This is a genomic window from Micromonospora sp. NPDC047793 (genome assembly GCF_040642635.1).
Lineage (GTDB): Bacteria > Actinomycetota > Actinomycetes > Mycobacteriales > Micromonosporaceae > Micromonospora.
On sequence record NZ_JBEYSG010000002.1, the window covers coordinates 253,113 to 276,617 of the forward strand.

The window sequence follows — 23,505 nt, forward strand, 5'->3', positions numbered from 1 at the left end:
CACCGCCCGAGCACCGAGGCTGTGCCGGGTCACCTCTCCAGCACGGCGGCGGTGATCCGGTGCAGCGCGAACGTGTGCAGCATCTCGGTGCGCTCGTCCTCGGCGCGCAGGTAGCCGGCACCCAGCGAGACGGGTCGGACCAGTCGGGACGCCGTCGCCCCGTGCGCGTCGACGTAGCCCACCCAGACCAGCGCCTTGTCGCGTACCGCCTGTTGCAGCACGGCCAGGGCCTCGCTGTGGCCGGTCGCCGGGGTGGGGCCGTCCGGCGTACCGCCGCGTACCGCCGCCGGTGCCCGCCGTGCCGCCCGTGCCGCCGCGTCACCCCGGCGGATCTGCTCCACCACACCGAGCAGGCGCGGCAGGGGCAGACGCGGGGTGGCCAACGGGTCGAGGGCGCGGGTGGCGACCGAGACCCGGGCGGGTGCCCGCCGGGCCTTCGGCCGGGAGAGCACCGCCGAGCCGGTGGCGTCCTCGGCCACCGGGGCGAACCCCGCCTCCCGCAGGACGGCCAGCATCCGCCCGGCCTGGTAGGGGGTCACCAGCACGGTGGGCGCGAGTCGACGCAGCGCCAGCGCCTCCACCCGGCGGTCCGCCAGCACCTCGGCGAGCAGCGCCTCGTCGTCGCTGCGCAGGTACGCCCCGGCGGAACCGACCCGCAGCCCGCCGTGTTTGCGGGCCACGTCGTCGACCAGGTACGTCAGGCCCTGCGGCACCGGGGTGCGGGACCGGCGCCGGAACAGGTCGTGCAGGTCGTCGGCGGAGTAGCCGGCGTCGAGTGCCCGACGGACGCTGGCGGTGGTGATCCGGTGCACGCTCGCCCCACCGGCGGACTCCGGCTCGGCGACCACCTCCAGTTCGGCGGCGAGCGCCGGCTCGGGCGGGCCCGGCACCACCACCGTCAGGTCGGCCTGCACCAGGAAGTGGTCCACCGGGGCGGGCAGCAGCGCGTCCAGTGCCCGCACGGCGGTGCCCGTACCCTCGTCGGCGTCGGCCCGGAGCCCGAGCGGGTCGTCCGCGTCGCGATCCTCGCTCGCGGTCGCCTCGGCCAGCAGCAGCCGCCCGTACGAGGTGAGCGCCCCCAGCCCCGTCACGCCCAGCGAGGCCGCCTCGGTCAGCACCTCCCGGTGCGCCGCCTCACGCCCCCGGCTGCGACGCGGTGCGCGCCAGTCGAGCAGCGTCAACACCTCGTCGGCGGTGGGCGCGCTGCCCGGTTCCAGGTCGGCGAGTACGCCGAGGACAGCCCGGCGGGCGGCGGGCGCCCCGGCGCGTTCCGCCTCGGCGGAGAGCACCGTGATCGGGCGGTCCCGGTCGTCCCGTTGCCCGACGAGCCCGACCTGCCGGGTCATGGTCAGCCAGGCACGGGCCACCTGCTCCCAGCGCTGGGCCAGCGAACCGGCCCGCCACATCTCGTATCCGGCCGTGGGCATCACCTGCTGGTCGGCCCCGTACCGGCCGGCTGCGCCGGGCAGCTCCACCTCACCGGTCAGCCCGGCCGCGTACGCCACCTCCAGCAGCAGCGCCGCCGTCGGCTCGTCCAGGCCCGCGGTACGCGCCAACCGGCGCAGGTCGCGCACGCCCAGGCCGCCCGAGCGCAGCACCGGCGCGGGTTCGGCGGCCAACTGTTCCAGCAGCGCCTCGGTGTGGCGTACCACCTCCATGGTCTGCCCGGCCCCGGCGGAGTCGGCGGCCTTCGGCTCGCGTGGGGTGCTGGCGACCGCCGGAGGGCTGGTGCGCAGTGGACCGAGCGGCCCGGTGTCGCGGCGCAGCAGCAGCCCGACCTCCCGGGGCAGTTCCACCATGCCGGCGGTGCCGCCCTTGCCGCCGGCGACCCGCACCAACAGCCGGTGATCGACCAGCCAGCGGACCGGCGAACCGGTCGCCGCCCCGCCGTTGGTGTCGTCCGGCGGCAGGTCGTCGTCGGTGCCGACCGCCGGGGCCCGCAGCGCGCCGACCGGCACGCTGCCGACCGGCGGCCCGGCCGCCAGCCGGTCCAGGATCGCCCGCGCGGACGGCGGTGCGGCGAGCAGCGTGCGGCGCAGCTTCGCCGGGTCCGCGCAGAGTGCGGCCGTGCGCGGGTCCAGCTCGGTGGCGGGCCGGCCGAGTCCCGCCGGGTACGGGGAGATCTCGTCGACGCCACCGACCAGGCGCAGCTCGTGGTCGGGGCCGTACAGCAGGAAGAGGGTACGCAACCGGTCGACGGCGGCACGGACGGCGGCCGGTGCGGGCGGGTGCGGGCCGGTGGTGGCCATCGTGAGGACCCCGTCGACCGTGGTGGTGCCGTCGACCGGGTCACGGGTCAACCGGGCGGCATCCATGATCAGCAGGGTGAACTGGTCCAGCGCGTCCAGCGCGCGCGACACCGAGACCCGGGACTGGGCCCGGATGGCGAGGGCGGCGACGTCGGCGGGCACCGGCACGACGAGGTCGGGCCGCGCCTGGAGCAGCGCGGCGAGCGACTCGTCGGGCAGCGCCCGCAGGTGGTCGGCGAGTGAGGTGCTCATCGTCGTTCCACGCTAGCCCGGCCGGGGCCGCTCGCGCCCATCGGACGTCCCGGCTGGTCTGGCTGGCCGGGTAGCTTCGCAGCATGCGCCAACTGACGGTCGGTTTCGACCTCGACATGACCCTGGTCGACTCGCGCCCCGGCATCGCCGCCACCTACCGCGCGTTGACCGAGCGGACCGGCGTACCCGTCGACGCCGAGGTCGCCGTGTCGCGGCTGGGTCCGCCGCTGCGGACCGAGATCGCCCACTGGTTCCCGCCGGAGCGGGTCGACGAGGCGGTGCACGCCTTCCGCGAGCTCTACCCCGCGTACGCGATCACCCCGACCGTGCCACTGCCCGGCGCCGTGGCCGCCCTCGACGCGGTACGGCAGCGGGGCGGCCGGGTGCTGGTGGTCACCTCGAAGCTGGGCCGGCTGGCCCGACTGCACCTGGAACACCTGGGTCTGACGGTCGACGAGGTGGCCGGCGACCTCTTCGCCGAGGGGAAGGCGACGGCGTTGCGGGAGCACGGTGCGACCCACTACGTCGGCGATCACGTGGCGGACATGGTGGCGGCGCAGGCGGCCGAGGTGCCGGGGATCGCGGTGGCGACGGGCCCCTGTTCGGTCGACGAGCTGAGGGCCGCCGGGGCGGCGACCGTGCTGGCGGATCTCACCGGATTCCCGGCGGCGCTCGACGACATGATCCGGCTAGCCTTGAGGCAGTAGACGGTTCAAGCGAAGCAGGGGTTCTCAGGTGCCTACGGGTCGAGTGAAGTGGTACGACGCGGCCAAGGGATACGGGTTCGTCACCAGTGACGAGGGTGGCGACGTGTTCCTGCCGAAGGGCGCGCTACCGGCGGGTGTCACCGACCTCAAGGGCGGCCAGCGGGTCGACTTCAGCGTGGTGGACAGCCGACGCGGCGCGCAGGCGATGGGAGTGAAGCTGCTCGACGCCCCGCCCTCCGTGGCGGAGTTGCGGCGCCGACCCGCCGAGGAGCTGCACGGTCTGGTCGAAGACATGATCAAGGTGCTGGAGGCGAAGGTGCAGCCGGACCTGCGCCGGGGCCGCTTCCCGGATCGCAAGACCGCCCAGAAGGTCGCTCAGTTGGTCCACGCGGTCGCCCGCGAGCTGGAGGTCTGAGGCACGAGCCCGGCGTCGGCGGCCCGGCCGAGCAGCGCCTCCACGGCAGCGAACCCCGCGTCCCCCAGGTCGGCGGTGAACTCGTTGACGTAGAGGCCGATGTGCCGGTCCACCACGTCGGGCTCCATCTCCTGCGCGTGCGCCACCACGTACGCCCGACTGGCCGCCGGGTCGGCCCAGGCCCGCGCGACGGAGTCCCGGATCCATCCGGCGGCCTGCTGCGGGTCGACCGCGCCGCGCCGCGCCAGGATGGCACCGAGCGGGATCGGCAGCCCGGTGTCGGACTCCCACCACTCGCCGAGGTCGACCAGGGCGGTCAGCCCGTGGCGGGGGTAGGTGAACCGCGCCTCGTGGATCACCAGCCCGGCGTCGTACCGTCCGGCGCCCACGCCGGGCATGATCTCGTGGAACGGCACCACCTCGATGCGGCGCGGCGTCCGGCCGGCGGCCCAGAGCCGGAACAGCAGGTACGCGGTGGTCCGGTCGCCCGGCACCGCCACCGTCGCGTCACTCAGGTCGGTCCGGTCCGGCCCACCGTCCCGGTCGGCCCGGGTGAGCACCAGCGGCCCGCAGCCGCGCCCCAGCGCACCCCCGCAGGGCAGCAGGTGGTAGTCCGCCAGCAGCCAGGGCAAGGCGGCGTAACTCACCTTCACCAGGTCGAACGCGCCGCGCTCGGCGGCCGTGTTGGTGACGTCGACGTCGGCGTACGTCACCTCGACCGGCGGGGCACCGGGCACCTGCCCGTGCACCAGCGCATGGAAGACGAACGTGTCGTTGGGGCAGGGCGAGATCGCCAGCGAGAGCGCCACGACTCCACCGTAACCCCGCCCCCACCGCCCGCCACCCGCCGGTACGCCGACCGTCGGCCAGCCCACACCCGCCACCACGCCCACTGACCGTCCTCACCACCCGGACCACCCCACGGCTCTCGCCGCCGTTCCACCGTTCGATCTCACGCTGGGCCGCCGGTACCCGGCACAGACCCCAGCGGCTCATGTGCCGGCCCTGGCGGTTTTGGCGCGGGATCTGGCGGCTCCGGCGCGGACCGTGGCGTTCGGGCGCGGGCCCTGGTGCTCCGGCGCGGGCAGGTATTCACCCCAGCGAACACCAGGGACAACGCGCCTGGCGACGTAGTCGCCGGGCTTCCCCGACGCTGACGCCGTGTCCACTGCGGCCCCTTTCGAGCTGACTGCAGCGACGGATCGGACCTCGCCCCAACGGACCTCGCCTCGCCACAAAGTGCACCTGTTCGGCAGCCACGGAGGCGATAGCACCAACGGTTCAGCTCGAAAGGCGGCCAAGGGGAGTACGGGAGGCGCGACCTGCCGGGGTCACTGCACCGGCCACCAGCAGGTGCAAGAGCCTGCCTGCAGAGTTATCCACAGGCGTTGTCCACAGGTTCGTCGGGCGGGTTGAGCGGGCCGCCCGGTTCGGTCAGCATCGATGGTGCGGGTCAGCGACGGCATGCGTTCAGCGATGGCATGGGCCAACGACGGCACGGGGGACAGCGATGGTGGGGGACGGTAGTGGTGAGGGCATGGCCGGCGGTGAGGGCATGGCCGGCGATGACGGAGTGGCCGGCGGTGACGGTGCGGTGGCTCGGGTCGGACGGACCCGAGCCGGCAGTTCTGGTGAGCGGCTGACGGACGTGGGGGAGATGCTGCGGGTGTTGCGGCGACGGGCCGACCTGAGTCAGCGGGAACTGGCTGCGTTGTCCGGGGTGCCGCAGTCGACGGTGGCGCGGATCGAGTCGGGGCGGGGTGCTGACCCGCGCTTCCGGACCGTGCAGCGGCTCGTCCGTGCGGCGGGCGGCACGGTGGGCCTCGTCGCGGGCGGTGCCCTTACTGTGGGGGACGCCCTTGCTGCGGGGGCGGGCGAGGTGGCTTCGGACGACGGCTGGCGGGACGCGGCGGGGCGTCGCTATCCGGCTCATCTCGACGCTCGCCGGGTCCGCACGCTCAGGGACTGGCCGGGGGCCTGGTGGGCGGACTGGTACACGTTGCCGCCCGAGCGGTGGCCGTTACGGGTACCCGAGGTGACTTTCGACCTGAACCGGCGGTACCGGGACGAGCGGAGACTGCGTGAACGGTTGCTCGCCGGGGTGCGGGTCCGCCGCGTCACCGACGGCGTGCCGGAGACGTGCTGGCGCCTGGTCGCCGAGTTGCCGGACGGTGATCTGGTCGGCGAGTTGCGTGCGCATGAGCGCAGCCTCGACCTGCGGTACGGCGTGGACCTGGGCGACCGGCGTGAGGTGGTGCTGGACGGTGTGCTGGTTGCTCCCCAGTTGCAGCGGCTGGGCATCGGACGGCGTCTGGTGGGCCGGCTCGTCGAGGAGACGCGTCTGGTGGGCCCGCACGCGGTGTGCGCCATCGCCGAGTCGGCTGGCGTGCAGTTCCTGATGGCCTGCGGCTTCCGGATCGAGGGGAGCAGGCCCATGGCGCTCCGCCTCGAACACCGATGACGGCCGCATCAGCGCGGGAACGGCGGGAACGGCGGGAACGGCGAGGCTGGTGTACGGCTGGGTGGCTAGCGCAGGGCGGCGGCGGCGGCGGTGAGGGCGACGAGCGCCTCGCGCATCCGCCAGGCACCGCGGTCACGGGGGCCGATCGGGTTGGAGACGGTGCGCAGCTCCGCGAAGGGTACGCCGGCGTGGGTGGCGGCGACGGCCACGCCGTACCCCTCCATGGCCTCGGCCACGGCGTCCGGGTGACGCCTGCTCAGCGCCTCGGTGCTGGCGGCGCTGCCGGTGACGGTGCTGACGGTCAGCACCGGCCCGACGGTGGCGTCCGGTAGCGCGTCGCGCAGGCGGGCCAGCAGGGCAGGGTCGACGGCGACGGAGGTGCCACCACCGAGCAGTTCCGCCGGCATGCCGAGGTCGTCGAGGGGGATGAAGCCGTCGGGTGACTCGGCGCCCAGGTCGGCGGCGACGGCCCGGGTGCCGAGCACGGTGCCGCCGACCGGCACTCGGCCCGGGAAACCGCCGGCCACGCCCGCGCTGATCACCCCTCGGTACGGCCGACCGGCGCCCTCGGCGAGGGCGAGGAGACGTGCGGTCGCGGCTCCGGCGACGGCCGGGCCCACGCCCACCGGCACCACCGCCACGGTGGGGTCGGCGAGACCGGCCTGGATCGCCTCCGCCTCGGCGGGGACGGCGGTGACCACGAGCAGGCCGGTCACGGGAGCGGCCCCGGCGAGCTGCGTCGGGTCTCGTCGTCGCTGCCGCCGGAGCCGGTGACCGCCGACGACGGACGGTAGATGTGGAAGCCGGGCGGTGCCAGGTCGCGCTCGTCGGTCGTACCCCCCTGGTAGGGCGCGGGTGAGGTGGGCGCGGCGGCGGCCTCGGTGGCCTTCGCCTGCTCGGCGGCTTCGGCCTGCTCGGCTGCCTTCTTGTCCCGGGCAGCCTGCTCCGTGGCGGCCTCTTCGTCGGCGGCCCGTTCCTCGCTGGCCAGCTCGTCGTCGGTCAGCGGCCGGCCGCGCAGCCGTTCGGTCCGCAGCCGGCGGGCCATCACCATGCCGCGCATGGCGGCGAGCGTGCCGACACCGGCGGCGACCGCGATGCCGATCCGGCCCTCGAAGGGTACGAGTCCCAGCCCGCCACCGGCGACGAAGGCGAGCATCAGGGCCGTCTCGGAGTGCGCGAAGGAACTCGCCCGCAGCCGTTCCGGGATGCGTTCCTGGATCGAGGCGTCCACGGCCAGCTTGGCGATGCCGCTCATCATGGCCGCGACCACGCAGAGCAGGGCGACCATCGGCAGGGAGAAGTTCAGGACGGTGAGTATGCCCACCCCGGCCACGATGATCATGCCGCTGGACTGGAGTGCGGCCGGCCGGTGGATGCGCAGTCGGGTGCCGATGGCGGTGGCCAGGAAGGTGCCGACGGCAAGGGCGCCGCCGACCACGCCGAGTGCTCCCTCGTCACCCAGTTCACGCCCGAACACCACGGTGGTCAGGTCGCCCGCCTTGATGCTGAAGGCGAGGAAGAGCAGCAGGAAGCCGTAGATCGCGCGTAACGTGGCCGCGCCGACGAGGTTGGAGATCACCAGCCGCCCGGCGGGTCGACCCCGGCCGAGTGGTCGGTCACCGGTACGGCGCAGCAGCGCGCGCAGCGGGCGGGGAACCCGTTCCGGTGGCTCGGAGTCGGCCTTCGGCGGCAGCCGGAGCGCCACCACCATGCCGACCAGGAAGATGACCGAGGCGACCCGGAGCGGCCACTGCGGCCCGAACCAGAACGCGGCCAGTCCGATCGGGGCGACCAGGGCACCGGCCACCGTGCCGTAGACGCTGGCACGGGCGCCGACCTGGGAGAGCCCGAGCCCTTCGGGTAGGAGTCTGGGCACGGCGGCGGATCTGGCCACGCCGTACGCCCGGGAGAGCGCGAGTACGCCGAACGCCGCTGGGTAGAGCCCGAAACCGTGGATGTAGTCGGAGATCAACCAGGCCAGGAAGGCCCGACCCAGCATGGTCGTGGCCAACGCGTACCGCCGACCGTGCCGGAAGTGGTCGAGCAGCGGGCCGACCACCGGGGCGAGCATGGCGAACGGCACCATGGTCACCAGCAGATAGAGCGCGACCTTGCTGCGCGCCTCGCCGAGCGGCACGTTGAAGAAGATCGTCCCGGCCAGGCCGATGGCGATCAGCGTGTCCCCGGCACAGGAGACGGCGTGCAGGTCGAACATGCGGACCATGCCGGTCTCGCCGCCGGCACCCCGGGACCGGGCCCGGGCGGCACTGCGCGTCACCCAGCGTCCGCTGCTCACCGAGCCGCGCAGCAGCAGCCGGACGGCCCGGATTCCGGTGCCGACGGTCCGCCCGAGGAGGGACCTCTCGGAGCGGGAGGACAGCGGCATGGCACCCATCCTGAACCATCCGGCCGACACTTGGCGCGTCACCGCCGGAGAACACCTCTGGGGAGTGCCTCACAGTCGGAGCCGCGCATGGGTGACAATGGTTGGGTGACCAGGCCCGCCTCCGCCCGCGCCGCTCGTCTCGACCAGGTCTGCGCCGCCGCCGTCGAGGTGGCCCGCGCCGGCATCACCGAGGTGGATCCCGACGATGTCGGCGACCACCTGCAAGTCGTGGCCGAGGGTGACCGACTCGTCACCCACTACTTCGAGTGCCGTCAGGCCGGATATCGCGGTTGGCGGTGGGCGGTCACCGTCACCCGGGTGCCGCGCAGCCGGACCGTGACGATCTGCGAGACGGTGCTGCTGCCCGGACCGGACGCGCTGCTCGCGCCCGGCTGGCTGCCCTGGCAGGAGCGGCTCAAGCCGGGTGACCTGGGCCCCGGTGACCTGCTGCCGACGCCGCCGGACGACGAGCGGCTCCAGCCCGGTTACCTGCTCTCGGACGACTCGGCGGTCGAGGAGACCTCGTGGGAGCTGGGGCTCGGTCGGCCCCGGGTGTTGTCGAGGGAGGGTCGGGCCGAGGCGGCACAGCGCTGGTACGACGGCGACCACGGTCCGACGGCGCCCATCTCGACCGCCGCGCCCGCCGCCGCCCGGTGCGGCACCTGCGGCTTCTATCTGCCGCTCGCCGGCAACCTGCGGCTCTGCTTCGGCGTGTGCGGCAACTTCTACGCCCCGGACGACGGCCGGGTGGTCAGCGCCGACCACGGATGTGGTGCCCACTCGGAGACCCTGGTCGACGCCGAGACGCCGGTGGACGAGATGCCCACGGTGTACGACGACAGCGCGATGGAGCCGATGACGGTCAGCCGTGCGCCCGGGTCCGTGGAGTCCGGCGAGCCGGCGGAGCCGTACGGCCACTCCTGATCGGCAGGAGGCGGACCGCCCCGGCGACGCCCGGGCGGTTCGCTCAGCCGGCGGCGCGTCGTCGCCGTCGGTGGGCGTCGTGGCGCATCATCACCGCGAGACCGGGGAAGCCCCACAGAAAGCCGGCCAGGCAGATCCAGAGCCAGTTCTCGTGACCGCTGTCGATCAGCCGGTCCCGGAACGGCAGCAGCACCAGGCCGGCGACCGCCCAGGCCACGATCCCGGCCAGCGCGAACGGCACCATCGGCGGGTCGAGCGGCTCGGGGCGGGGCTGCTGCTTCGGCACCTGGCCAGGGTACGTGACGCTTTTCCACCGCCTCGGGTTCTGCGACGATGCGCGCGACAACCCGATGATCTGCTGTGAGGTTCCTGATGGCAGTAGCGCCGCCCGACGAGGGCACCCCACTCGATCCCGGCCGTCCCCGCAACGGCTTCGATCGGTACTTCGAGATCTCGGCCCGCGGCTCGACGATGAGCCGTGAGGTACGCGGTGGCCTGGCGACCTTCTTCACGATGGCGTACATCGTGGTGCTCAACCCGCTCATCCTCGGCAGTGCCGCCGACGGCGACGGCAACACGCTGCCGATCCCGGCGATCGCGGCGGCCACCGCCCTGCTCGCGGGTCTGTTGACCATCCTGATGGGGGTGGTCGGCCGCTTCCCGCTGGCGGTGGCCGCCGGTCTCGGGGTCAACGCGCTGGTGGCGTACGAGATCGCTCCGGAGATGACCTGGGCCGACGCGATGGGCCTGGTGGTGATCGAGGGTGTGATCATCGCGGTGCTGGTGCTGACCGGGTTGCGTACCGCGGTGTTCCGCGCGGTGCCGACCCAGATGAAGACGGCGATCGGCGTCGGCATCGGACTGTTCCTGACCATCATCGGGCTGGTCGACTCCGGTTTCGTCCGGCGACTCCCCGACGAGGCGAACACCACCGTCCCGGTGGGGCTGGGCATCGGCGGCAAGCTGGTGAGCTGGCCGATGCTGGTGTTCGTGGTGGGTCTGCTGCTGACCCTGGTGCTGGTGGTGCGCCGGGTACGCGGGGCCATCCTGATCGGCATCTTCGCCTCGACGCTGCTGGCGATGGTGGTCGAGGCGCTCGGCAACATCGGCCCGTCGATGGTCAACGGCGTGCCGAACCCGAAGGGGTGGTCGCTGAACGTCCCGACGCTGCCCAGCAACCCGTTCGACGTGCCGGACCTGTCGCTGCTCGGCAAGTTCAACGTGCTCGGGTCGTGGGAGCGGGCCGGTTGGCTGGTCGTGCTGATGTTCATCTTCACGCTGTTGATCACCGACTTCTTCGACACGATGGGCACGATGGTGGCCGTCGGTCAGGAGGGCGGCATGCTCGACGACCAGGGCACCCCACCCCGGACCAAGGAGATCCTGCTGGTCGACTCGATCGCCGCGGCGAGCGGTGGTGCGGCCAGCGTCTCCAGCAACACGTCGTTCGTCGAGAGTGCCGCCGGTGTAGCGGAGGGCGCCCGGACCGGCGTGGCCAACCTGGTGACGGGCGTGTTGTTCCTACTGGCGATGTTCCTCGCGCCGCTGGTCGTGGTGGTGCCGTTCGAGGCGGCGTCGGTCGCGCTGGTGGTGGTCGGCTTCCTGATGATGACCGCGGTACGCACCATCGACTGGTCAGACCACGAGATCGCCATCCCGGCGTTCCTCACCATCGTGCTGATGCCGTTCACGTACTCCATCTCCAACGGCATCGGTGCCGGGCTCATCGCGTACGTGGTGATGAAGCTGGCCAAGGGCAGGGCCCGGGAGATCCACCCCCTGCTGTACGGGGTGGCGGTGCTGTTCGTGGTGTACTTCCTGCGCGGCCCGATCGAGTCGCTGTTCTGACGCCGGCCCCGGGTCGGGCGTGCGTACCGCGCACAACGCGGGCGCAGCCCGGCCCGGGATCGATGATCACCCGGGTGAGCGTGGTCATATTCGCTGCCGACTTCGGGTCTCATTAGCTAGGCTAACTAACGTGACGGAGCGGACGGTGACGGCTCAGAGCATGCCACCGGCGCAGCTGGCCCATCAGCTGCGAGATGCGATCACCCGGCTCAACCGGCGGGTCCGCCAGGCCCGGCCGGTCGGTGACCTGACGGTCACCCAGTTGTCCGCGCTCACCAGCCTCAAGCTGGCGGGCGCGCTCACGCCGCGGGAACTCGCCGACGTCGAACGGGTGCAGCCACCGACGATGACCAAGATCGTCGCGAAGCTGGAGGAGCGCGGCCTCGTGCAGCGCACGCCCCACCCGACCGACGGCCGGCAGGTCATCCTCGCGGCGACCGAGGGGGGCCGGGCCGTGCTCGACCAGTTCGAGCGGGTACGGGACGAATGGCTGGCCCACCGGCTGGCCGAGCTGAGCGATGCCGACCGGGAGACGCTGCACCACGCAGCGGAGATTCTGCAGCGAGTCTCCCGAGCCTGACACCGCACACCGGGTGTGCGCCGTGCCGTGCCGTCCGTCGTTGATGACGCGTACGACGCGAGGAGGCGCACCAAGAGTGCAGGCGAGGCTCAGCACGATGTTCCAGTCCCTACAAGTCCGCAACTACCGGCTCTTCGCCTCCGGGCAACTGGTCAAACTGATCGGTGTCTGGATGATGTTCATCGCTCAGGACTGGCTGGTTCTTGAGCTGTCCGGCGATTCGGCCACCGCGCTCGGCGTGGTCGTCGCCCTTCAGTTCACCCCGGTGCTCCTGCTCACGCTGATCTCCGGGCGGTTGGCCGACCGGTATGACAAGCGGATGCTCCTCTTCGTCGCCAACGCCTTCTGGACGGTGTTGTCGTTGGCGATGGCGCTGCTGGTGCTCACCGGTCTGGTCCAGCTCTGGCACGTCTTCGTCTTCGCCGCCCTGCTGGGCGTGGCCAACGCGGTGGAGACCCCGGTTCGCCAGGCGTTCGTCTCCGAGCTGGTCGGCACTCCGCTGCTGCCGAACGCGCTCTCGCTCAACGCGGCCGTGTTCAACTCGGCCCGGATCGTCGGCCCCGCTGTCGCCGGTGTCGCCATCGCCCTCTTCGGCGTCGGACCGGTCTTCCTGTTCACCGCGCTCAGCTCGATCGGCCCGCTCATCACGGTGATCCAGATGCGTACCGCCGAGCTGCACCGGGATCCGCTGCCGCCGCGCGACGAGCGGGCCTCGGCGACCGTCCTGGACGGGTTGCGGTACGTCAGCCGACGCCCCGACCTGGTGCTGCCGATGGCCGTGATGTCCGTGATCGGCATGGCACTGTTCAACTTCCAGCTCACCCTAGCGGCGCTGGCCAAGACCGTGTTCGAGACCGGGGCGGCCTCGTTCGGCCTGTTCAGCACCACGCTCGCGGTGGGCGCGCTGGTGGGTGCGCTGGCCGGCACCGGGCGGCGCAGCCGTCCCTCGGTGTGGCTGGTGCTGGGTGCCGCCGTCGCCTGTGCCGTGTTCGGGACGCTCGTCGGCCTCGCGCCCACGTACTGGATGGTCGTGGTGTTGCTGGTGCCGACCGGCTTCTTCATGGTCTTCTTCGCCCAGGCGGCCAACCAGCGGGTCCAGCTCGGCACCGACGCGGCCTTCCGGGGCCGGGTGATGGCTCTGTGGGTGCTGGTGTTCCTGGGCACCAACCCGGTCGGCGCGCCACTGATCGGCTGGGTCGCGGAGACCTTCGGAGCCGGGGTCAGCATCTGGGCCGGTGGGCTGATCTCCCTGGCCGCCGCCCTGATCGCGCTGGCCTGGCAGCTTCGCCACGACGGCGCCCGGCTGCGGTTCCGGATCCTGCCGATGCCGCGCTTCTACGTCACCCAGGTCTGAGCCCACGGTGCCGGGTGCCCGCGTGGTGGGGTGCCCGGCGCGGATACCGGAAAATCGGTTACATCACGCTCCGCATCGGCATAGCTTCTTTCCGTGGAGGTCCTGCGCTCGCTGCTGCTCGCCCTGTCGCTGACCGGCGTTGTCCTCCTGCCGGTACTGATCGTGCTGGTGGTCGGTGCCGACGACATCATCGGCCGGACCACCTACGGGTGCGCGCAGTGGCGCGTACGGCGTCGGGAACAGCGGCTGATCGTCGCGTTGCGCCGGTCGCTGGCGGCCGACGGGCACGCCGTACGGGCCGACCTCGACGCTCTGGACCGGCACGACCGGCGTCCGTTGGAGCAGATCGCGGCCGACCTGCGGTGCCTGCGGCGGGAACGGGTCGGCGGTGCCGGGGCGGCCGTGGTGTGGCACAGCAGCGTGCTCGACGCGTACGACGACCGGCTCCGGCTGGCCTGCCGGGCACTCGGCGTGACCGAGCACCTGGCCGAGTTGACCGGCGTCGACCGGCAGATCGAACGGGTCCGGGTGGAGAGTGAGCTGGACGCCGCCGGGCTGCGACTGCCGGCGACCCGCCCCGGGCAGCGCGAACGGCACCGGTAGCTGCGATCCTTCACCCGGTGCGACTCTTCACCGCGATCCATCCGCCGACCGAGGCGGTCGCGCACCTGACCGACCGGGTGGCCCGGCTCCGGCTCGGTGCCGCCGCTGACGCCGGGACCAACGTCCGACTGCTAGCTCAGCGCCCTCGGCGGGCACCGGCGCGTGGCCGGTGCCCGGTCAGGAGGACTCGCGGGCCGCAGGACCGCTGCCGAAGAGGACGTCGTCCCAGCTCGGCAGCCGCTTACGCGGCTTGGCGCCGGCCTCGGTCGACTCGTTGGTCGAGGCGGCCGGGGCACCCGTACGGCGCGGTCGCAGCACGGCCAGCGACGGCACGGCCGGGACCTCCTTGGGCGCGTCGGCGTCGTCGTCGAAGGCGGAACCCTGACCACCGCCGAGCAGCGCGGCTGCGCCGCCACCGACGGCCCGGCGCGGCGTGTCCTGGCCACCGGCGAGCGCGGCCGGCGAGCGGGGCTCGAGACCACGGCCCGAGGTGGAGCCGAGCGGACGGTCGAGAGAGGCGAGCAGCGCGTCGCGGCCGGCCCGGATCGGGTCCCGACCGGAGCGACTCGGGTCGGCCGGCGAGGGCAGCCCGTGCCCACCCCGGCTCGGCTCACCGCGCGACGGGCCGGGCAGCGCGTGCCCGCCACGCTCCGGTGCCGGCTCCTGGCCGAGGAGCGGCGCGGGACGCTCGGCGCAGAGATACTGCGCCATGTCGTCGTGCGGGGCCACCGACTGCCGGGTCTTGTCCAGATCCCAGACCGCCTGAGCGGTGGCCTTACCGGACGGCCAGGTGGCGACGATCCGCCAGGTGCCGTCGTCGCGGCGCCACGCGTCCCAGGAGATCTTCTCGGTGTCGATCCCGTGCTGGGCGAGCCGGCCGTTGACCACCTCGGCGAGGGGCGTGGGCTTCTCGGCGCCCTTGAGTCGGGTACGACGGGCGTGCTGGGCGAGCATCGCCCGCTCCTGGAGCACCGGCCCGGCGTAGCGGAGCACCCGGTCGACCGGTACTCCGGCGATCCGGGCGACGTCCTCGGCGGACTCGCCGGAGCGGATCCGGGCCTGAATGTCCCGAGGGGACAGCGACGGCACCGGGTCTGCGGTGGACGGTGCCACCGCGAGCGTGGGCGCACCCGGCTCGGCGTGCATCGCCCCGGCGATACGCTCGTCGATGGGGAGGGCGAGCAGTCGCCCGACCTCGTCGGCGAGCACCAGGGCCTGGCCGTCCTCGGAGAGGGCGACGAAGCGTACTGGGCGCATCGCGTTGCCTCCGTCCCGCCTCGCTGGCCGTTACGCCACGAGCCGGCCACCCGGGGCGTTGCGCTCCACGGTACGCCCATCCGCAGCCTGGTGGGAGACGCCACGCCCGGGCAAGTCGAGCTGAGCAGCCTAATTCCCCGCTGCTGAGCGCTGTGCGGCGGGTCAGTGTTACGAGTACGACAGTGGCGATGGTCGGCGTACGGCGCGGGCCCGGCGACCACAGTGGGTCGGCCGGGCCCGCAGGGTCACCGCGAGTTCACTCAGAGTCGCTCGACCACGTAGTCGATCGAGGCGGTCAGCGCCTCCACGTCGGCCGGCTCGACGGCCGGGAAGAGCGCCACCCGGAGCTGGTTACGGCCGAGCTTCCGGTACGGCTCGGTGTCCACGATGCCGTTGGCGCGCAGTGCCTTGGCGATCGCGGTGGCGTCCACCCCGTCGGCGAAGTCGATGGTGGCGACCACGTTGGAGCGCAGCGCCGGATCGGTGACGAACGGGGTGGCGACGGTCGAGCGCTCGGCCCAGCCGTACACGGTCGCGGCGCTCTCGGCCGTCCGCTTGGCCGCCCAGGCCAGCCCGCCCTGGGAGTTCATCCAGTCGGTCTGCTCGGCGGCGAGGAAGATGGTGGCCAGCGCCGGGGTGTTGTAGGTCTGCTCCAGCCGCGAGTTGTCGATCGCGGTGACCAGGTCGAGGAAGGCCGGGATGTACCGGCCCGAGGCCTTGATCTCGGCGGCCCGCTCCAACGCGGCCGGCGACATCAGGGCCAGCCAGAGCCCGCCGTCGGAGCCGAAGCACTTCTGCGGGGCGAAGTAGTAGACGTCGGTCTCGCCGACGTTGACCTCCAGGCCACCGGCACCGGAGGTGGCGTCGACCAGCAGCAGCGAGCCCGGGTCGGCACCGGCCACGCGGCTGATCGGCACCGCCACACCGGTCGAGGTCTCGTTGTGCGGGGTGGCGTAGACGTCCACGCCGGCCTCGGCGGTCAGGGTCGGCGCGCTGCCCGCGTCCGACTTGCGGATCGTCGGCTCGCCCAGGAACGGCGCGTCCTTGACGGACTTGGCGAACTTGGCGCCGAACTCGCCGAAGCTGGCGAACTGGGCCCGGTCACGGACCAGGCCGAACGTGGCGACCTCCCAGAACGCGGTGGTGCCGCCGTTGCCGATCACCACCTCGTACCCCTCGGGCAGCGAGAAGAACTCGGCGATGCCGGAGCGCAGTCGGGACACCTGGTCGCGGACGGTCTTCTGCCGGTGCGAGGTGCCCAGGTAGCTGGTGGCCACCTCGGCGAGTGCGGAGACCGCCGCCGGACGGACCTTGGACGGCCCGCAGCCGAACCGGCCGTCGGCGGGCTTGATCTCGTCGGGAATCCGGATGGTCGGTGCGTCAGCCACGGTCGTAAAGATCCTTCCGCATGGGTCGGTGCCCGGGTGAGCAGGTGGGGCGGACCGGCGGCGGGCGCGTGCGGGTGCACGGTCGAAGCCGGGGTCCAGCCCATCGGGCGGCGCTGCCGGAATTCATCCTTGCACCCGTCGACGCCCCGCCGGGTGCTGGTCCCAACCCCAACCGTGAGGCGTCCGCCACAGGCCGTGGCGTCGCCCACACCACCACCCGCCACCGGCGCGTACCCGCCCTCCGCGCCGTGCCGTCCAGCGCCGCGCGTCCGTGCCGTGCCGTCGTCCAGCGCCGCGCGTCCGTGCCGGGTGCCGGGCCTGGATGTTAGGAAGGGACCCCTGTACTACCGGAGACGGTAGAAGGGGTCCCTTCCTTACACCGCAGACGTCGGGCGGCGCCTAGACCTCAGACGTCGTGGGGGACGGCGTCCCAGCCCTCGACCTCGTTCGGCTTGCGCGGGCCGTGGCCCACGTACCGGGCGGAGGGGCGGACCAGTCGCTGGAGCCGCTTCTGCTCCAGGATGTGCGCGCTCCACCCGCCCATCCGGGCGCAGGTGAACATCGAGGTGAACATGTGCGCGGGCACCTCGGCGAAGTCGAGCACCACGGCGGACCAGAACTCGACGTTGGTGGCGAGCACCCGGTCCGGGCGGCGGGCCTGCAACTCGGCCAGCGCGGCCCGCTCCAGCGCCTCGGCGACCTCGAAGCGCGGCGCGCCCAACTCCTTGGCGGTGCGACGCAGCACCCGGGCACGCGGGTCCTCGGCCCGGTAGACGCGGTGGCCGAAGCCCATCAGCCGCTCGCCCCGGTCGAGCACACCCTTGACGTAGCTCTCCGCGTCGCCGCTGCGCTCGACCGCCTCCAGCATGCTGAGCACCCGGGACGGTGCGCCGCCGTGCAGCGGGCCGGAGAGCGCACCGATGCCCGAGGAGATGCAGGCGGCGGCGTCCGCGCCGGTGGAGGCGACGATCCGGGCGGTGAAGGTGGAGGCGTTCAGGCCGTGCTCGGCGGCCGAGATGAAGTACGCGTCGACGGCCTTGACGTGCCGGGGGTCGGGCTCGCCGCGCCACCGCTTCATGAAGCGTTCGACGATCGTCTCCGCCTTGTCGATCTCCTTCTGCGGCACCGCCGGCAGCCCGAGGCCACGGGCGGACTGGGCGACGAAGGAGAGCGCGGTCACCGACACCCGGGCGAGGTCCTCCCGGGCCTGCTCGTCGGAGATGTCCAGCATCTGGTCCAGGCCCCAGTACGGTGCGAGCATCGCCACCGCGGACTGCACGTCGACCCGGATGTCGCCGGAGTGCACCGGCACCGGGAACGGCTCGGCCGGCGGCAGGCCGGGGCCGAACCGGCCGTCGACCAGCAGCGCCCAGACGTTGCCGAAGGAGACCTGGCCGATCAGATCCTCGATGTCGACCCCGCGGTAGCGCAGCGCGCCACCCTCGCGGTCCGGTTCGGCGATCTTGGTCTCGAACGCTACGACGCCCTCGAGTCCGGGTTTGAAGTCGGCCATTCACTTCTCCTGGTGTGTGTCGGTGCGCCCGCCCGGCTCGGTGCCCCGGCCCCGGCCGGGTGAGCGCCTCAGGCGACCCTCTCCGGATGTGTGTTCGTGACATCTTGCCTGCTGGTGATCGGGTATGCGACCCGTCTCGGATGTGCTGCTGACGACATCCCCGACGGCAGGTGCCGTGGGGCTCTCGGTAAGACTGGCCCCGACGGGCTGGTCGCGGGGGCGGGCAGCCTGATCCAGAGGGAGGAAACGTGACGGGCGACACACCGCCACCCGCGGGGATGCGTCACGAGTACGCCGCGGACACCGGCCTGATCGAGGCCGACCTGGCGGCGCAGTGGCACACGCAGTTCGACAGGTGGTTCGCCGACGCGGTCGCCGCCGGGCTGCCCGAGCCCAACGCCATGGTGGTCGGCACCGCCGACGCGCAGGGGCGGCCGAGCGCGCGGACTGTGCTGCTCAAGGGCTACGACCCGGCGGGCTTCGTCTTCTTCACCAACCACCGCTCGCGCAAGGGTGTCGAGGCGGACGTCAACCCGTACGCCAGCCTGGTCTTCCCGTGGTTCCCGATGCAGCGGCAGGTGATCGTCGCCGGCCGGGTGGAACGGATCGACCGGGCGGAGACCGAGGCGTACTTCGCCAGCCGGCCGCGCGGCTCCCGACTGGGTGCCTGGGCCAGTGCCCAGTCGTCGGTCCTGCCGGACCGGGCGGCGCTGGACGAGGCGTACCGGGCGGTGGCGGAGCGGTTCGCCGACGTGGAGCCGATCCCCGCCCCGCCGCACTGGGGCGGGCTGCGGGTCCGGCCCGATTCGGTGGAGTTCTGGCAGGGCCGGGCCAGTCGGCTGCACGACCGGCTGCGGTTCCGCCGCGACGCCGACGACTGGGTCGTGGAGCGGCTGGCCCCGTGACCTCGACCGAGACAGACCGGCCCCGCGAACGGCGGCGCTGGGCCATCGACCTGCGTCCGCTGCGGGTGACCGCGTACCGGCGGCTCTGGCTCGGCAACGGCATCGCCATGTTCGGCTTCCAGTTCACCGCGGTCGCCGTACCGGTGGAGATGTACGCCCTCACCCAGGACTCGCTCTGGGTCGGGCTGCTGGGTATCGCCGCCTTCGTGCCGCTGCTGGTGTTCGGGCTCTGGGGCGGGGCGGTGGCCGACGCCATCGACCGTCGGCTGGTGCTGACCGCCGGCTCGGTGCTGCTCTGGGTCGCGGTGGCGGGACTGCTGGCGCAGGCGCTGCTGGGGGTGGGCAGCCCGCTGCTGCTGCTCGGGCTGGTGGCGCTCAGCTCGGTCGCGTACGCGATCAGTGGGCCGGCCCGCAGCGCGCTGGTGGCCCGGCTGGTCCCGGCCGAGCTGGTGCCCGCCGCGACCACGCTGAACTTCACCACCGCGATGGCCACCTCGGTCCTCGGGCCGTTGGCCGCCGGCCTGATCCTGGCCACCTGGCACCTCGACGTGGCGCTGCCGATCGCGTACGCGGTGGACGCGGTGTTGCTCGTCGCCCTGGTCTGGGCGGCCCTGCGGCTGCCCGCGATGCCGCCCGAGCCGGACCCGGACGGTACGCCCCGGCAGGCCGGGTTGCGCAGTGTCGTCGACGGGTTCCGGTATCTGGCCGCCAGCCCGGTACTGCTGCTCTCCTTCGCCATCGACCTGATCGCGATGGTGTTCGCCTTCCCCCGGGCGCTTTTCCCCGAGGTCGCCACCGAGCGGTTCGGCGGGGGTGCGGCGGTGGGCTGGCTCTACAGCTCGATCGCGATCGGCTCGCTGCTCGCCGGGCTCGTCTCCGGCTGGATCGGCCGGGTACGCCGCCAGGGGCTGGTGCTGGTGCTCGCCGTGGTGGGCTGGGGCCTGGCGGTGGCGCTGGCCGGGTTGGCCCGGCAGCTCTGGCTGGTCATCGCCCTGCTGGTGCTGGCCGGGGCGGCCGACCTGATCAGCTCGGTGGTGCGGCAGTCCATCCTGCTGATCTATGCGCCGGACCGGATGCGCGGCCGGCTCCAGGGCGTCAACACCGTGGTGGTGGCCGGTGGGCCGCGCCTGGGCGACCTGCGGGCGGGTGCCATGGCGACCGGCTTCGGCAGCGGCGTCGCGTGGGTCGGCGGCGGTCTCGTGGCGGCGGGGCTGGCGGTCGTTCTCGCGGTGGCGTTCCCGGCGTTGCGGCGGTACCGGCCGCCGGTGACGGCGACCGCCGAGGGCGCTTCCGAGGACCACCCGGCACGGCGAGCGGAGAGCGGTTCCGGGGGCTAGGGTCTGGCGACATGAGCAGCAGCGAGCCGCGTCCCCTGTCCGGGGCACAGTGGACCATTTCCGCCGCAGGTCACGAGGCGGTCATCGTCGAGGTGGGCGGCGGGGTCCGCACCTACCGGCAGGACGGGGTGGAGCACCTCGACGGGTACGCCGCCGACGAGTTGTGCCCCGGCTCGGCCGGGCAGGTGCTGGCTCCCTGGCCGAACCGGATCCGCGACGGCGTGTACCCCTTCGACGGGCAGTCGTACCAGCTCCACCTCACCGAGCCGGAGCGGCACAACGCCATCCACGGCCTGGTCAACTGGGCCCGCTGGGAGTTGGTCGAGCAGCGGCCGGACGAGGTCGTCGTCGGGCTCGACATGCCGGCGCAGCCGGGCTACCCGTGGCCGCTGCGGCTGCGTACCCGCTGGAGCGTGGGGGCCGACGGGCTGCGGGCCGCGCACGAGGTGACCAACGTCGGCGTGGAGTCGGTGCCGTTCGGCTTCTCCGTGCACCCCTACCTGCGACTGCCCGGGGTGGCGGTGGAGGACGTGGTGATGCGGGTGCCGGGGGAGACCCGGCTGCTGCTGGACGGGCGGCTGCTGCCGGTGGGCGTGGCCAAGGTCGCCGGCACCGAGTACGACTACACCGAGCCGCGCCGGATCGGCGACGCGGTGCTGGACCTGGCCTTCGGGCAGGTGATCCGGAACGCCGACGGCGGCTCGGCGGTGACGCTGAGCGCACCGGACCGTTCGCACGGCCTCGAGATCTGGGCCGACGCCCAGTTCGGCTGGTGGCAGGTCTACACCGGTGACACCCTTATCGGGGAGCGTTTCCGCCGGTCGGTGGCGGTGGAGCCGATGACCTGCCCGCCGGACGCCTACCGTTCGGGTCGGGATCTGATCACTCTGGCGCCTGGCGACACCTGGCGCGGAGACTGGGGCGTCCGGCCGGGCAACTGAGCCGGCGAGGAGGTACGACGTGGAGTTCGCAGAGGTCGTCCGGCGGCGCCGCATGGTGCGCAACTACGACCCGGACCGTCCGGTCCCGCCGGAGGTCGTGGAGCGGCTGATGGACCACGCGGTCCGCGCGCCGTCGGCCGGCTTCTCGCAGGGCTGGGGTTTCCTGGTGCTGGAGGAGCCGGCGGACCGGGAGCGGTTCTGGGCGGTCAGCACCCCGGAGGACGGCGGTACGGGACGCTGGCTGACCGGGATGCGGCGGGCTCCGCTGATCGTGGTGCCGCACGCGAACCGCTCCGTCTACCTCGAACGGTACGCCGAGCCGGACAAGGGCTGGGAGGACCGGTCGACGGACCGCTGGCCGGTGCCGTACTGGTTCGTCGACACCGGATTCGCCGCGTTGCTGATGATGCTGACCGCCGTGGACGAGGGGCTCGGGTCGTGCTTCTTCGGCATCCCGCCGCAGCGGTTGTCGTCCTACCGGGAGGCGTTCGGCGTGCCTGAGGCGTACCACCCGATCGGCGCGCTCACGATCGGTTACCGTGCCCCCGACCACCGGTCACCATCTTTGCGTCGGGGACGCCGTCCGGTCGACGAGGTCGTCCGTCGGGGCCGGTGGAGCTGACCGAAAACGCCGGTTCGTCCGGTGCGGAACTGGACGACCGGTGGCGAAACTGGCATCAAGGAGCAGAACGTGGGGTGCGTGCTGCGGCTACGCTGGCACGGTCACGGGCGCCGCGGCACGCGGCGCCCCGCCGCGACCCGGCCCGCGAGGGCGTCGTGGTTCGGCCCGACCAGGGGGAGGAGCGTGCCGTCGTGATCTTCAGAGCGGTCCGGGACGGGTGTCCCTACCCGCAACACAATCTGACCCTCAAGCAGTGGGCGGAGATCCCGCCCCGGCCGCTGCGGCTGGATCAGCTCATCACCACCAAACGGGAGTTGGCGCTGGACAAGCTGCTCGCCGAGGACTCCACCTTCTACGGTGACCTGTTCCCGCACGTGGTGCAGTGGAACGGCGGCCTCTACCTGGAGGACGGCCTGCACCGCGCGTTGCGCGCCGCCCTGCAACAGCGCAACCAGATCCACGCCCGGGTGTTCGTCCTCGCCGAAGCGATCGAGTGACCCGGCACCTCCTGCTGAGCCTTCGTTAGGGTGTGGGCGTGGACCTGCTGGACCTAAACTCGTCGCTGACCGAGGAGGAGCGGCAGATCCGCGCCGTCGTGCGGCGGGTGGTGGACGAGCGGGTACGCCCGCACGTCGCCGGCTGGTACGAGGCCGGTGAGGTGCCCGCCCGCGACCTGGCCCGCGAGTTCGGCGCCCTCGGTCTGCTCGGCATGCACCTGACCGGGTACGGCTGCGCCGGCTCCACGGCCGTCGCGTACGGGCTGGCCTGCCTGGAGTTGGAGGCCGGCGACTCCGGCGTCCGCTCCCTGGTCTCGGTGCAGGGATCGCTGGCCATGTACGCCATCTGGCGCTACGGCAGCGAGGAGCAGAAGCAGCGTTGGCTGCCCGCGATGGCGTCCGGCGAGGCGATCGGCTGTTTCGGGCTGACCGAGCCGGACCATGGCTCCGATCCGGGGTCGATGGCCACCCGGGCCCGCCGCGACGGCGACGACTGGGTCCTCCACGGCACCAAGATGTGGATCACCAACGCCCCGATCGCCGACGTCGCGGTGATCTGGGCGCGCACCGACGACGGCGTGCGCGGTTTCGCCGTACCCATGGACACGCCAGGGGTCACGGCGCGCGAGATCGGCCGGAAGATGTCCCTGCGCGCCTCGGTGACCGGGGAGATCGCGCTCGACGACGTCCGGCTGCCGGCGGACGCCCGGCTGCCCGAGGCCATCGGGTTGAAGGCGCCGCTGGGCTGTCTGACCGAGGCCCGGCACGGCATCGTCTGGGGTGCGCTCGGCGCGGCCCGGGACTGCCTGGAGACCGCCCTCGCGTACGCGACCACCCGCACCCAGTTCGGTCGCCCGCTGGCCGGTTTCCAGCTCACCCAGGCCAAGCTCGCCGACATGGCGGTCGAGTGGCACAAGGGCTACCTGCTGGCGCTGCACCTCGGCCGGCTCGCCGACGCCGGTCGGTTGCGTCCCGAGCAGGTCAGCGTGGGCAAACTCAACAACGTCCGCGAGGCGCTGGCCATCGCCCGCCAGTGCCGGACCATCCTCGGTGCCAACGGCGTCTCCGGCGACTATCCCGTCATGCGGCACGCCAACAACCTGGAGAGCGTCCTGACGTACGAGGGCACCTCCGAGATCCACCAACTGGTGATCGGGCAGCGGCTCACCGGCGTCTCCGCGTTCACCTGATCGCTCACGCTTCTGACCTGCGGAAACACGCGTTCGGGTGACTCGACGAGCGGCTGTCGTACCGGGGGCTTACCGT

22 protein-coding genes are annotated in these 23,505 nt (G+C 72.8%); 14 read left to right on the forward strand and 8 right to left on the reverse strand.

Features of this window, described 5'->3' with window-relative positions:
* Nucleotides 1-29: 29 nt before the first annotated feature.
* On the reverse strand, nucleotides 30-2,501 hold the full coding sequence (locus tag ABZ738_RS05910) for a helicase-associated domain-containing protein (RefSeq protein WP_357211400.1): 2,472 nt from the start codon (nucleotides 2,499-2,501) through the stop codon (nucleotides 30-32).
* Between the two features lie 83 nt (nucleotides 2,502-2,584).
* Here ABZ738_RS05910 and ABZ738_RS05915 point away from each other — a divergent pair, with 83 nt between their 5' ends.
* Together ABZ738_RS05915 and ABZ738_RS05920 are read left to right on the forward strand one after the other, a co-directional pair.
* On the forward strand, nucleotides 2,585-3,208 hold the full coding sequence (locus ABZ738_RS05915; RefSeq protein WP_131052568.1) for an HAD family hydrolase: 624 nt from the start codon (nucleotides 2,585-2,587) through the stop codon (nucleotides 3,206-3,208).
* A gap of 28 nt (nucleotides 3,209-3,236) precedes the next feature.
* A complete protein-coding gene (locus ABZ738_RS05920; RefSeq protein ID WP_131052567.1) occupies nucleotides 3,237-3,623 on the forward strand; it encodes a cold shock domain-containing protein in 387 nt (128 codons plus the stop codon).
* Here ABZ738_RS05920 and ABZ738_RS05925 read toward each other — a convergent pair.
* Entirely contained in the window at nucleotides 3,584-4,432 is an 849-nt protein-coding gene (locus ABZ738_RS05925; RefSeq protein WP_131052566.1) for a 1,4-dihydroxy-6-naphthoate synthase, read from the reverse strand. The genes ABZ738_RS05920 and ABZ738_RS05925 overlap by 40 nt on opposite strands.
* Nucleotides 4,433-5,160: 728 nt before the next feature.
* Between ABZ738_RS05925 and ABZ738_RS05930 the strand changes: the two genes are divergently transcribed.
* On the forward strand, nucleotides 5,161-6,084 hold the full coding sequence (locus tag ABZ738_RS05930) for a GNAT family N-acetyltransferase (RefSeq protein ID WP_357211404.1): 924 nt from the start codon (nucleotides 5,161-5,163) through the stop codon (nucleotides 6,082-6,084).
* 65 nt (nucleotides 6,085-6,149) lie between these two features.
* Here ABZ738_RS05930 and ABZ738_RS05935 read toward each other — a convergent pair whose 3' ends face one another.
* Nucleotides 6,150-6,800 (reverse strand): futalosine hydrolase, encoded by a 651-nt coding sequence (locus ABZ738_RS05935; RefSeq protein ID WP_357211407.1) that lies wholly within the window; start codon nucleotides 6,798-6,800, stop codon nucleotides 6,150-6,152.
* Entirely contained in the window at nucleotides 6,797-8,470 is a 1,674-nt protein-coding gene (locus ABZ738_RS05940) for an MFS transporter (protein ID WP_131052564.1), read from the reverse strand. The genes ABZ738_RS05935 and ABZ738_RS05940 overlap by 4 nt, the downstream gene beginning before the upstream one ends.
* An 87-nt stretch (nucleotides 8,471-8,557) precedes the next feature.
* Here ABZ738_RS05940 and ABZ738_RS05945 point away from each other — a divergent pair, with 87 nt between their 5' ends.
* Nucleotides 8,558-9,394, forward strand: coding sequence for a DUF3027 domain-containing protein (locus ABZ738_RS05945; RefSeq protein ID WP_131052563.1), 837 nt, complete (start codon nucleotides 8,558-8,560; stop codon nucleotides 9,392-9,394).
* A 43-nt stretch (nucleotides 9,395-9,437) separates the two neighbouring features.
* On the opposite strand, the gene ABZ738_RS05950 is transcribed toward ABZ738_RS05945, so the two are convergent.
* Nucleotides 9,438-9,680 carry a DUF2530 domain-containing protein gene (locus ABZ738_RS05950; protein WP_201272337.1) on the reverse strand — a complete coding sequence of 81 codons (243 nt, stop codon included), beginning with the start codon at nucleotides 9,678-9,680 and terminating at the stop codon, nucleotides 9,438-9,440.
* An 86-nt stretch (nucleotides 9,681-9,766) separates the two neighbouring features.
* Here ABZ738_RS05950 and ABZ738_RS05955 point away from each other — a divergent pair, with 86 nt between their 5' ends.
* The 4 genes from ABZ738_RS05955 (at nucleotide 9,767) to ABZ738_RS05970 (ending at nucleotide 13,779) form a co-directional block, all read left to right on the forward strand.
* Entirely contained in the window at nucleotides 9,767-11,242 is a 1,476-nt protein-coding gene (locus ABZ738_RS05955; RefSeq protein WP_176092410.1) for an NCS2 family permease, read from the forward strand.
* Between the two features lie 130 nt (nucleotides 11,243-11,372).
* Nucleotides 11,373-11,822, forward strand: a complete 450-nt coding sequence (locus ABZ738_RS05960; RefSeq protein ID WP_131052561.1) for a MarR family transcriptional regulator — start codon at nucleotides 11,373-11,375, stop codon at nucleotides 11,820-11,822.
* Nucleotides 11,823-11,898: 76 nt separating this feature from the next.
* Nucleotides 11,899-13,176, forward strand: coding sequence for an MFS transporter (locus ABZ738_RS05965; RefSeq protein WP_131052560.1), 1,278 nt, complete (start codon nucleotides 11,899-11,901; stop codon nucleotides 13,174-13,176).
* A gap of 93 nt (nucleotides 13,177-13,269) precedes the next feature.
* The gene (locus ABZ738_RS05970; protein ID WP_131052559.1) at nucleotides 13,270-13,779 is read left to right on the forward strand and encodes a hypothetical protein; all 510 of its coding nucleotides are present in this window, start codon (nucleotides 13,270-13,272) and stop codon (nucleotides 13,777-13,779) included.
* 177 nt (nucleotides 13,780-13,956) lie between these two features.
* Here the strand turns inward: ABZ738_RS05970 and sepH are convergent, their stop codons facing one another.
* The 3 genes from sepH to ABZ738_RS05985 form a co-directional block, all read right to left on the reverse strand.
* Complete coding sequence (gene sepH / locus ABZ738_RS05975; RefSeq protein ID WP_131052557.1) at nucleotides 13,957-15,036, reverse strand: septation protein SepH; 1,080 nt, start codon at nucleotides 15,034-15,036, stop codon at nucleotides 13,957-13,959.
* 260 nt (nucleotides 15,037-15,296) lie between these two features.
* Nucleotides 15,297-16,424 (reverse strand): phosphoserine transaminase, encoded by a 1,128-nt coding sequence (gene serC, locus ABZ738_RS05980; RefSeq protein ID WP_176092413.1) that lies wholly within the window; start codon nucleotides 16,422-16,424, stop codon nucleotides 15,297-15,299.
* A gap of 406 nt (nucleotides 16,425-16,830) precedes the next feature.
* A complete protein-coding gene (locus ABZ738_RS05985) occupies nucleotides 16,831-17,937 on the reverse strand; it encodes a citrate synthase 2 (protein ID WP_131052555.1) in 1,107 nt (368 codons plus the stop codon).
* A gap of 278 nt (nucleotides 17,938-18,215) precedes the next feature.
* On the opposite strand from ABZ738_RS05985, the gene pdxH reads away from it, so the two are divergent.
* The 6 genes from pdxH to ABZ738_RS06015 all read left to right on the forward strand — a co-directional run bounded on the left by pdxH (nucleotide 18,216) and on the right by ABZ738_RS06015 (nucleotide 23,429).
* On the forward strand, nucleotides 18,216-18,842 hold the full coding sequence (pdxH, locus tag ABZ738_RS05990) for a pyridoxamine 5'-phosphate oxidase (protein WP_357211778.1): 627 nt from the start codon (nucleotides 18,216-18,218) through the stop codon (nucleotides 18,840-18,842).
* Complete coding sequence (locus ABZ738_RS05995; protein WP_357211415.1) at nucleotides 18,839-20,179, forward strand: MFS transporter; 1,341 nt, start codon at nucleotides 18,839-18,841, stop codon at nucleotides 20,177-20,179. The genes pdxH and ABZ738_RS05995 overlap by 4 nt, the downstream gene beginning before the upstream one ends.
* Before the next feature lie 11 nt (nucleotides 20,180-20,190).
* Nucleotides 20,191-21,120: an aldose 1-epimerase family protein gene (locus ABZ738_RS06000; protein WP_357211418.1), complete on the forward strand. Its 930-nt coding sequence runs from the start codon at nucleotides 20,191-20,193 to the stop codon at nucleotides 21,118-21,120.
* Between the two features lie 19 nt (nucleotides 21,121-21,139).
* Entirely contained in the window at nucleotides 21,140-21,742 is a 603-nt protein-coding gene (locus ABZ738_RS06005; RefSeq protein ID WP_131052552.1) for a nitroreductase family protein, read from the forward strand.
* A 191-nt stretch (nucleotides 21,743-21,933) separates the two neighbouring features.
* Entirely contained in the window at nucleotides 21,934-22,239 is a 306-nt protein-coding gene (locus tag ABZ738_RS06010) for a type II toxin-antitoxin system VapB family antitoxin (RefSeq protein WP_131055140.1), read from the forward strand.
* Between the two features lie 38 nt (nucleotides 22,240-22,277).
* Complete coding sequence (locus tag ABZ738_RS06015) at nucleotides 22,278-23,429, forward strand: acyl-CoA dehydrogenase family protein (protein WP_357211421.1); 1,152 nt, start codon at nucleotides 22,278-22,280, stop codon at nucleotides 23,427-23,429.
* Nucleotides 23,430-23,505: the final 76 nt, after the last annotated feature.

What these genes read in the sequence shown, in the direction of transcription:
- ABZ738_RS05930 (WP_357211404.1), top strand. Translation starts at nt 5,161, where the DNA reads ATGGCCGGCGGTGAGGGCATGGCCGGCGATGACGGAGTGGCCGGCGGT.
- ABZ738_RS06000 (WP_357211418.1), top strand. Translation starts at nt 20,191, where the DNA reads ATGAGCAGCAGCGAGCCGCGTCCCCTGTCCGGGGCACAGTGGACCATT.
- sepH (WP_131052557.1), bottom strand. Translation starts at nt 15,036, where the DNA reads ATGCGCCCAGTACGCTTCGTCGCCCTCTCCGAGGACGGCCAGGCCCTG.
- ABZ738_RS05910 (WP_357211400.1), bottom strand. Translation starts at nt 2,501, where the DNA reads ATGAGCACCTCACTCGCCGACCACCTGCGGGCGCTGCCCGACGAGTCG.
- pdxH (WP_357211778.1), top strand. Translation starts at nt 18,216, where the DNA reads ATGCGTCACGAGTACGCCGCGGACACCGGCCTGATCGAGGCCGACCTG.
- ABZ738_RS05940 (WP_131052564.1), bottom strand. Translation starts at nt 8,470, where the DNA reads ATGCCGCTGTCCTCCCGCTCCGAGAGGTCCCTCCTCGGGCGGACCGTC.
- ABZ738_RS05945 (WP_131052563.1), top strand. Translation starts at nt 8,558, where the DNA reads ATGGGTGACAATGGTTGGGTGACCAGGCCCGCCTCCGCCCGCGCCGCT.
- ABZ738_RS05915 (WP_131052568.1), top strand. Translation starts at nt 2,585, where the DNA reads ATGCGCCAACTGACGGTCGGTTTCGACCTCGACATGACCCTGGTCGAC.
- ABZ738_RS05955 (WP_176092410.1), top strand. Translation starts at nt 9,767, where the DNA reads ATGGCAGTAGCGCCGCCCGACGAGGGCACCCCACTCGATCCCGGCCGT.
- ABZ738_RS05985 (WP_131052555.1), bottom strand. Translation starts at nt 17,937, where the DNA reads ATGGCCGACTTCAAACCCGGACTCGAGGGCGTCGTAGCGTTCGAGACC.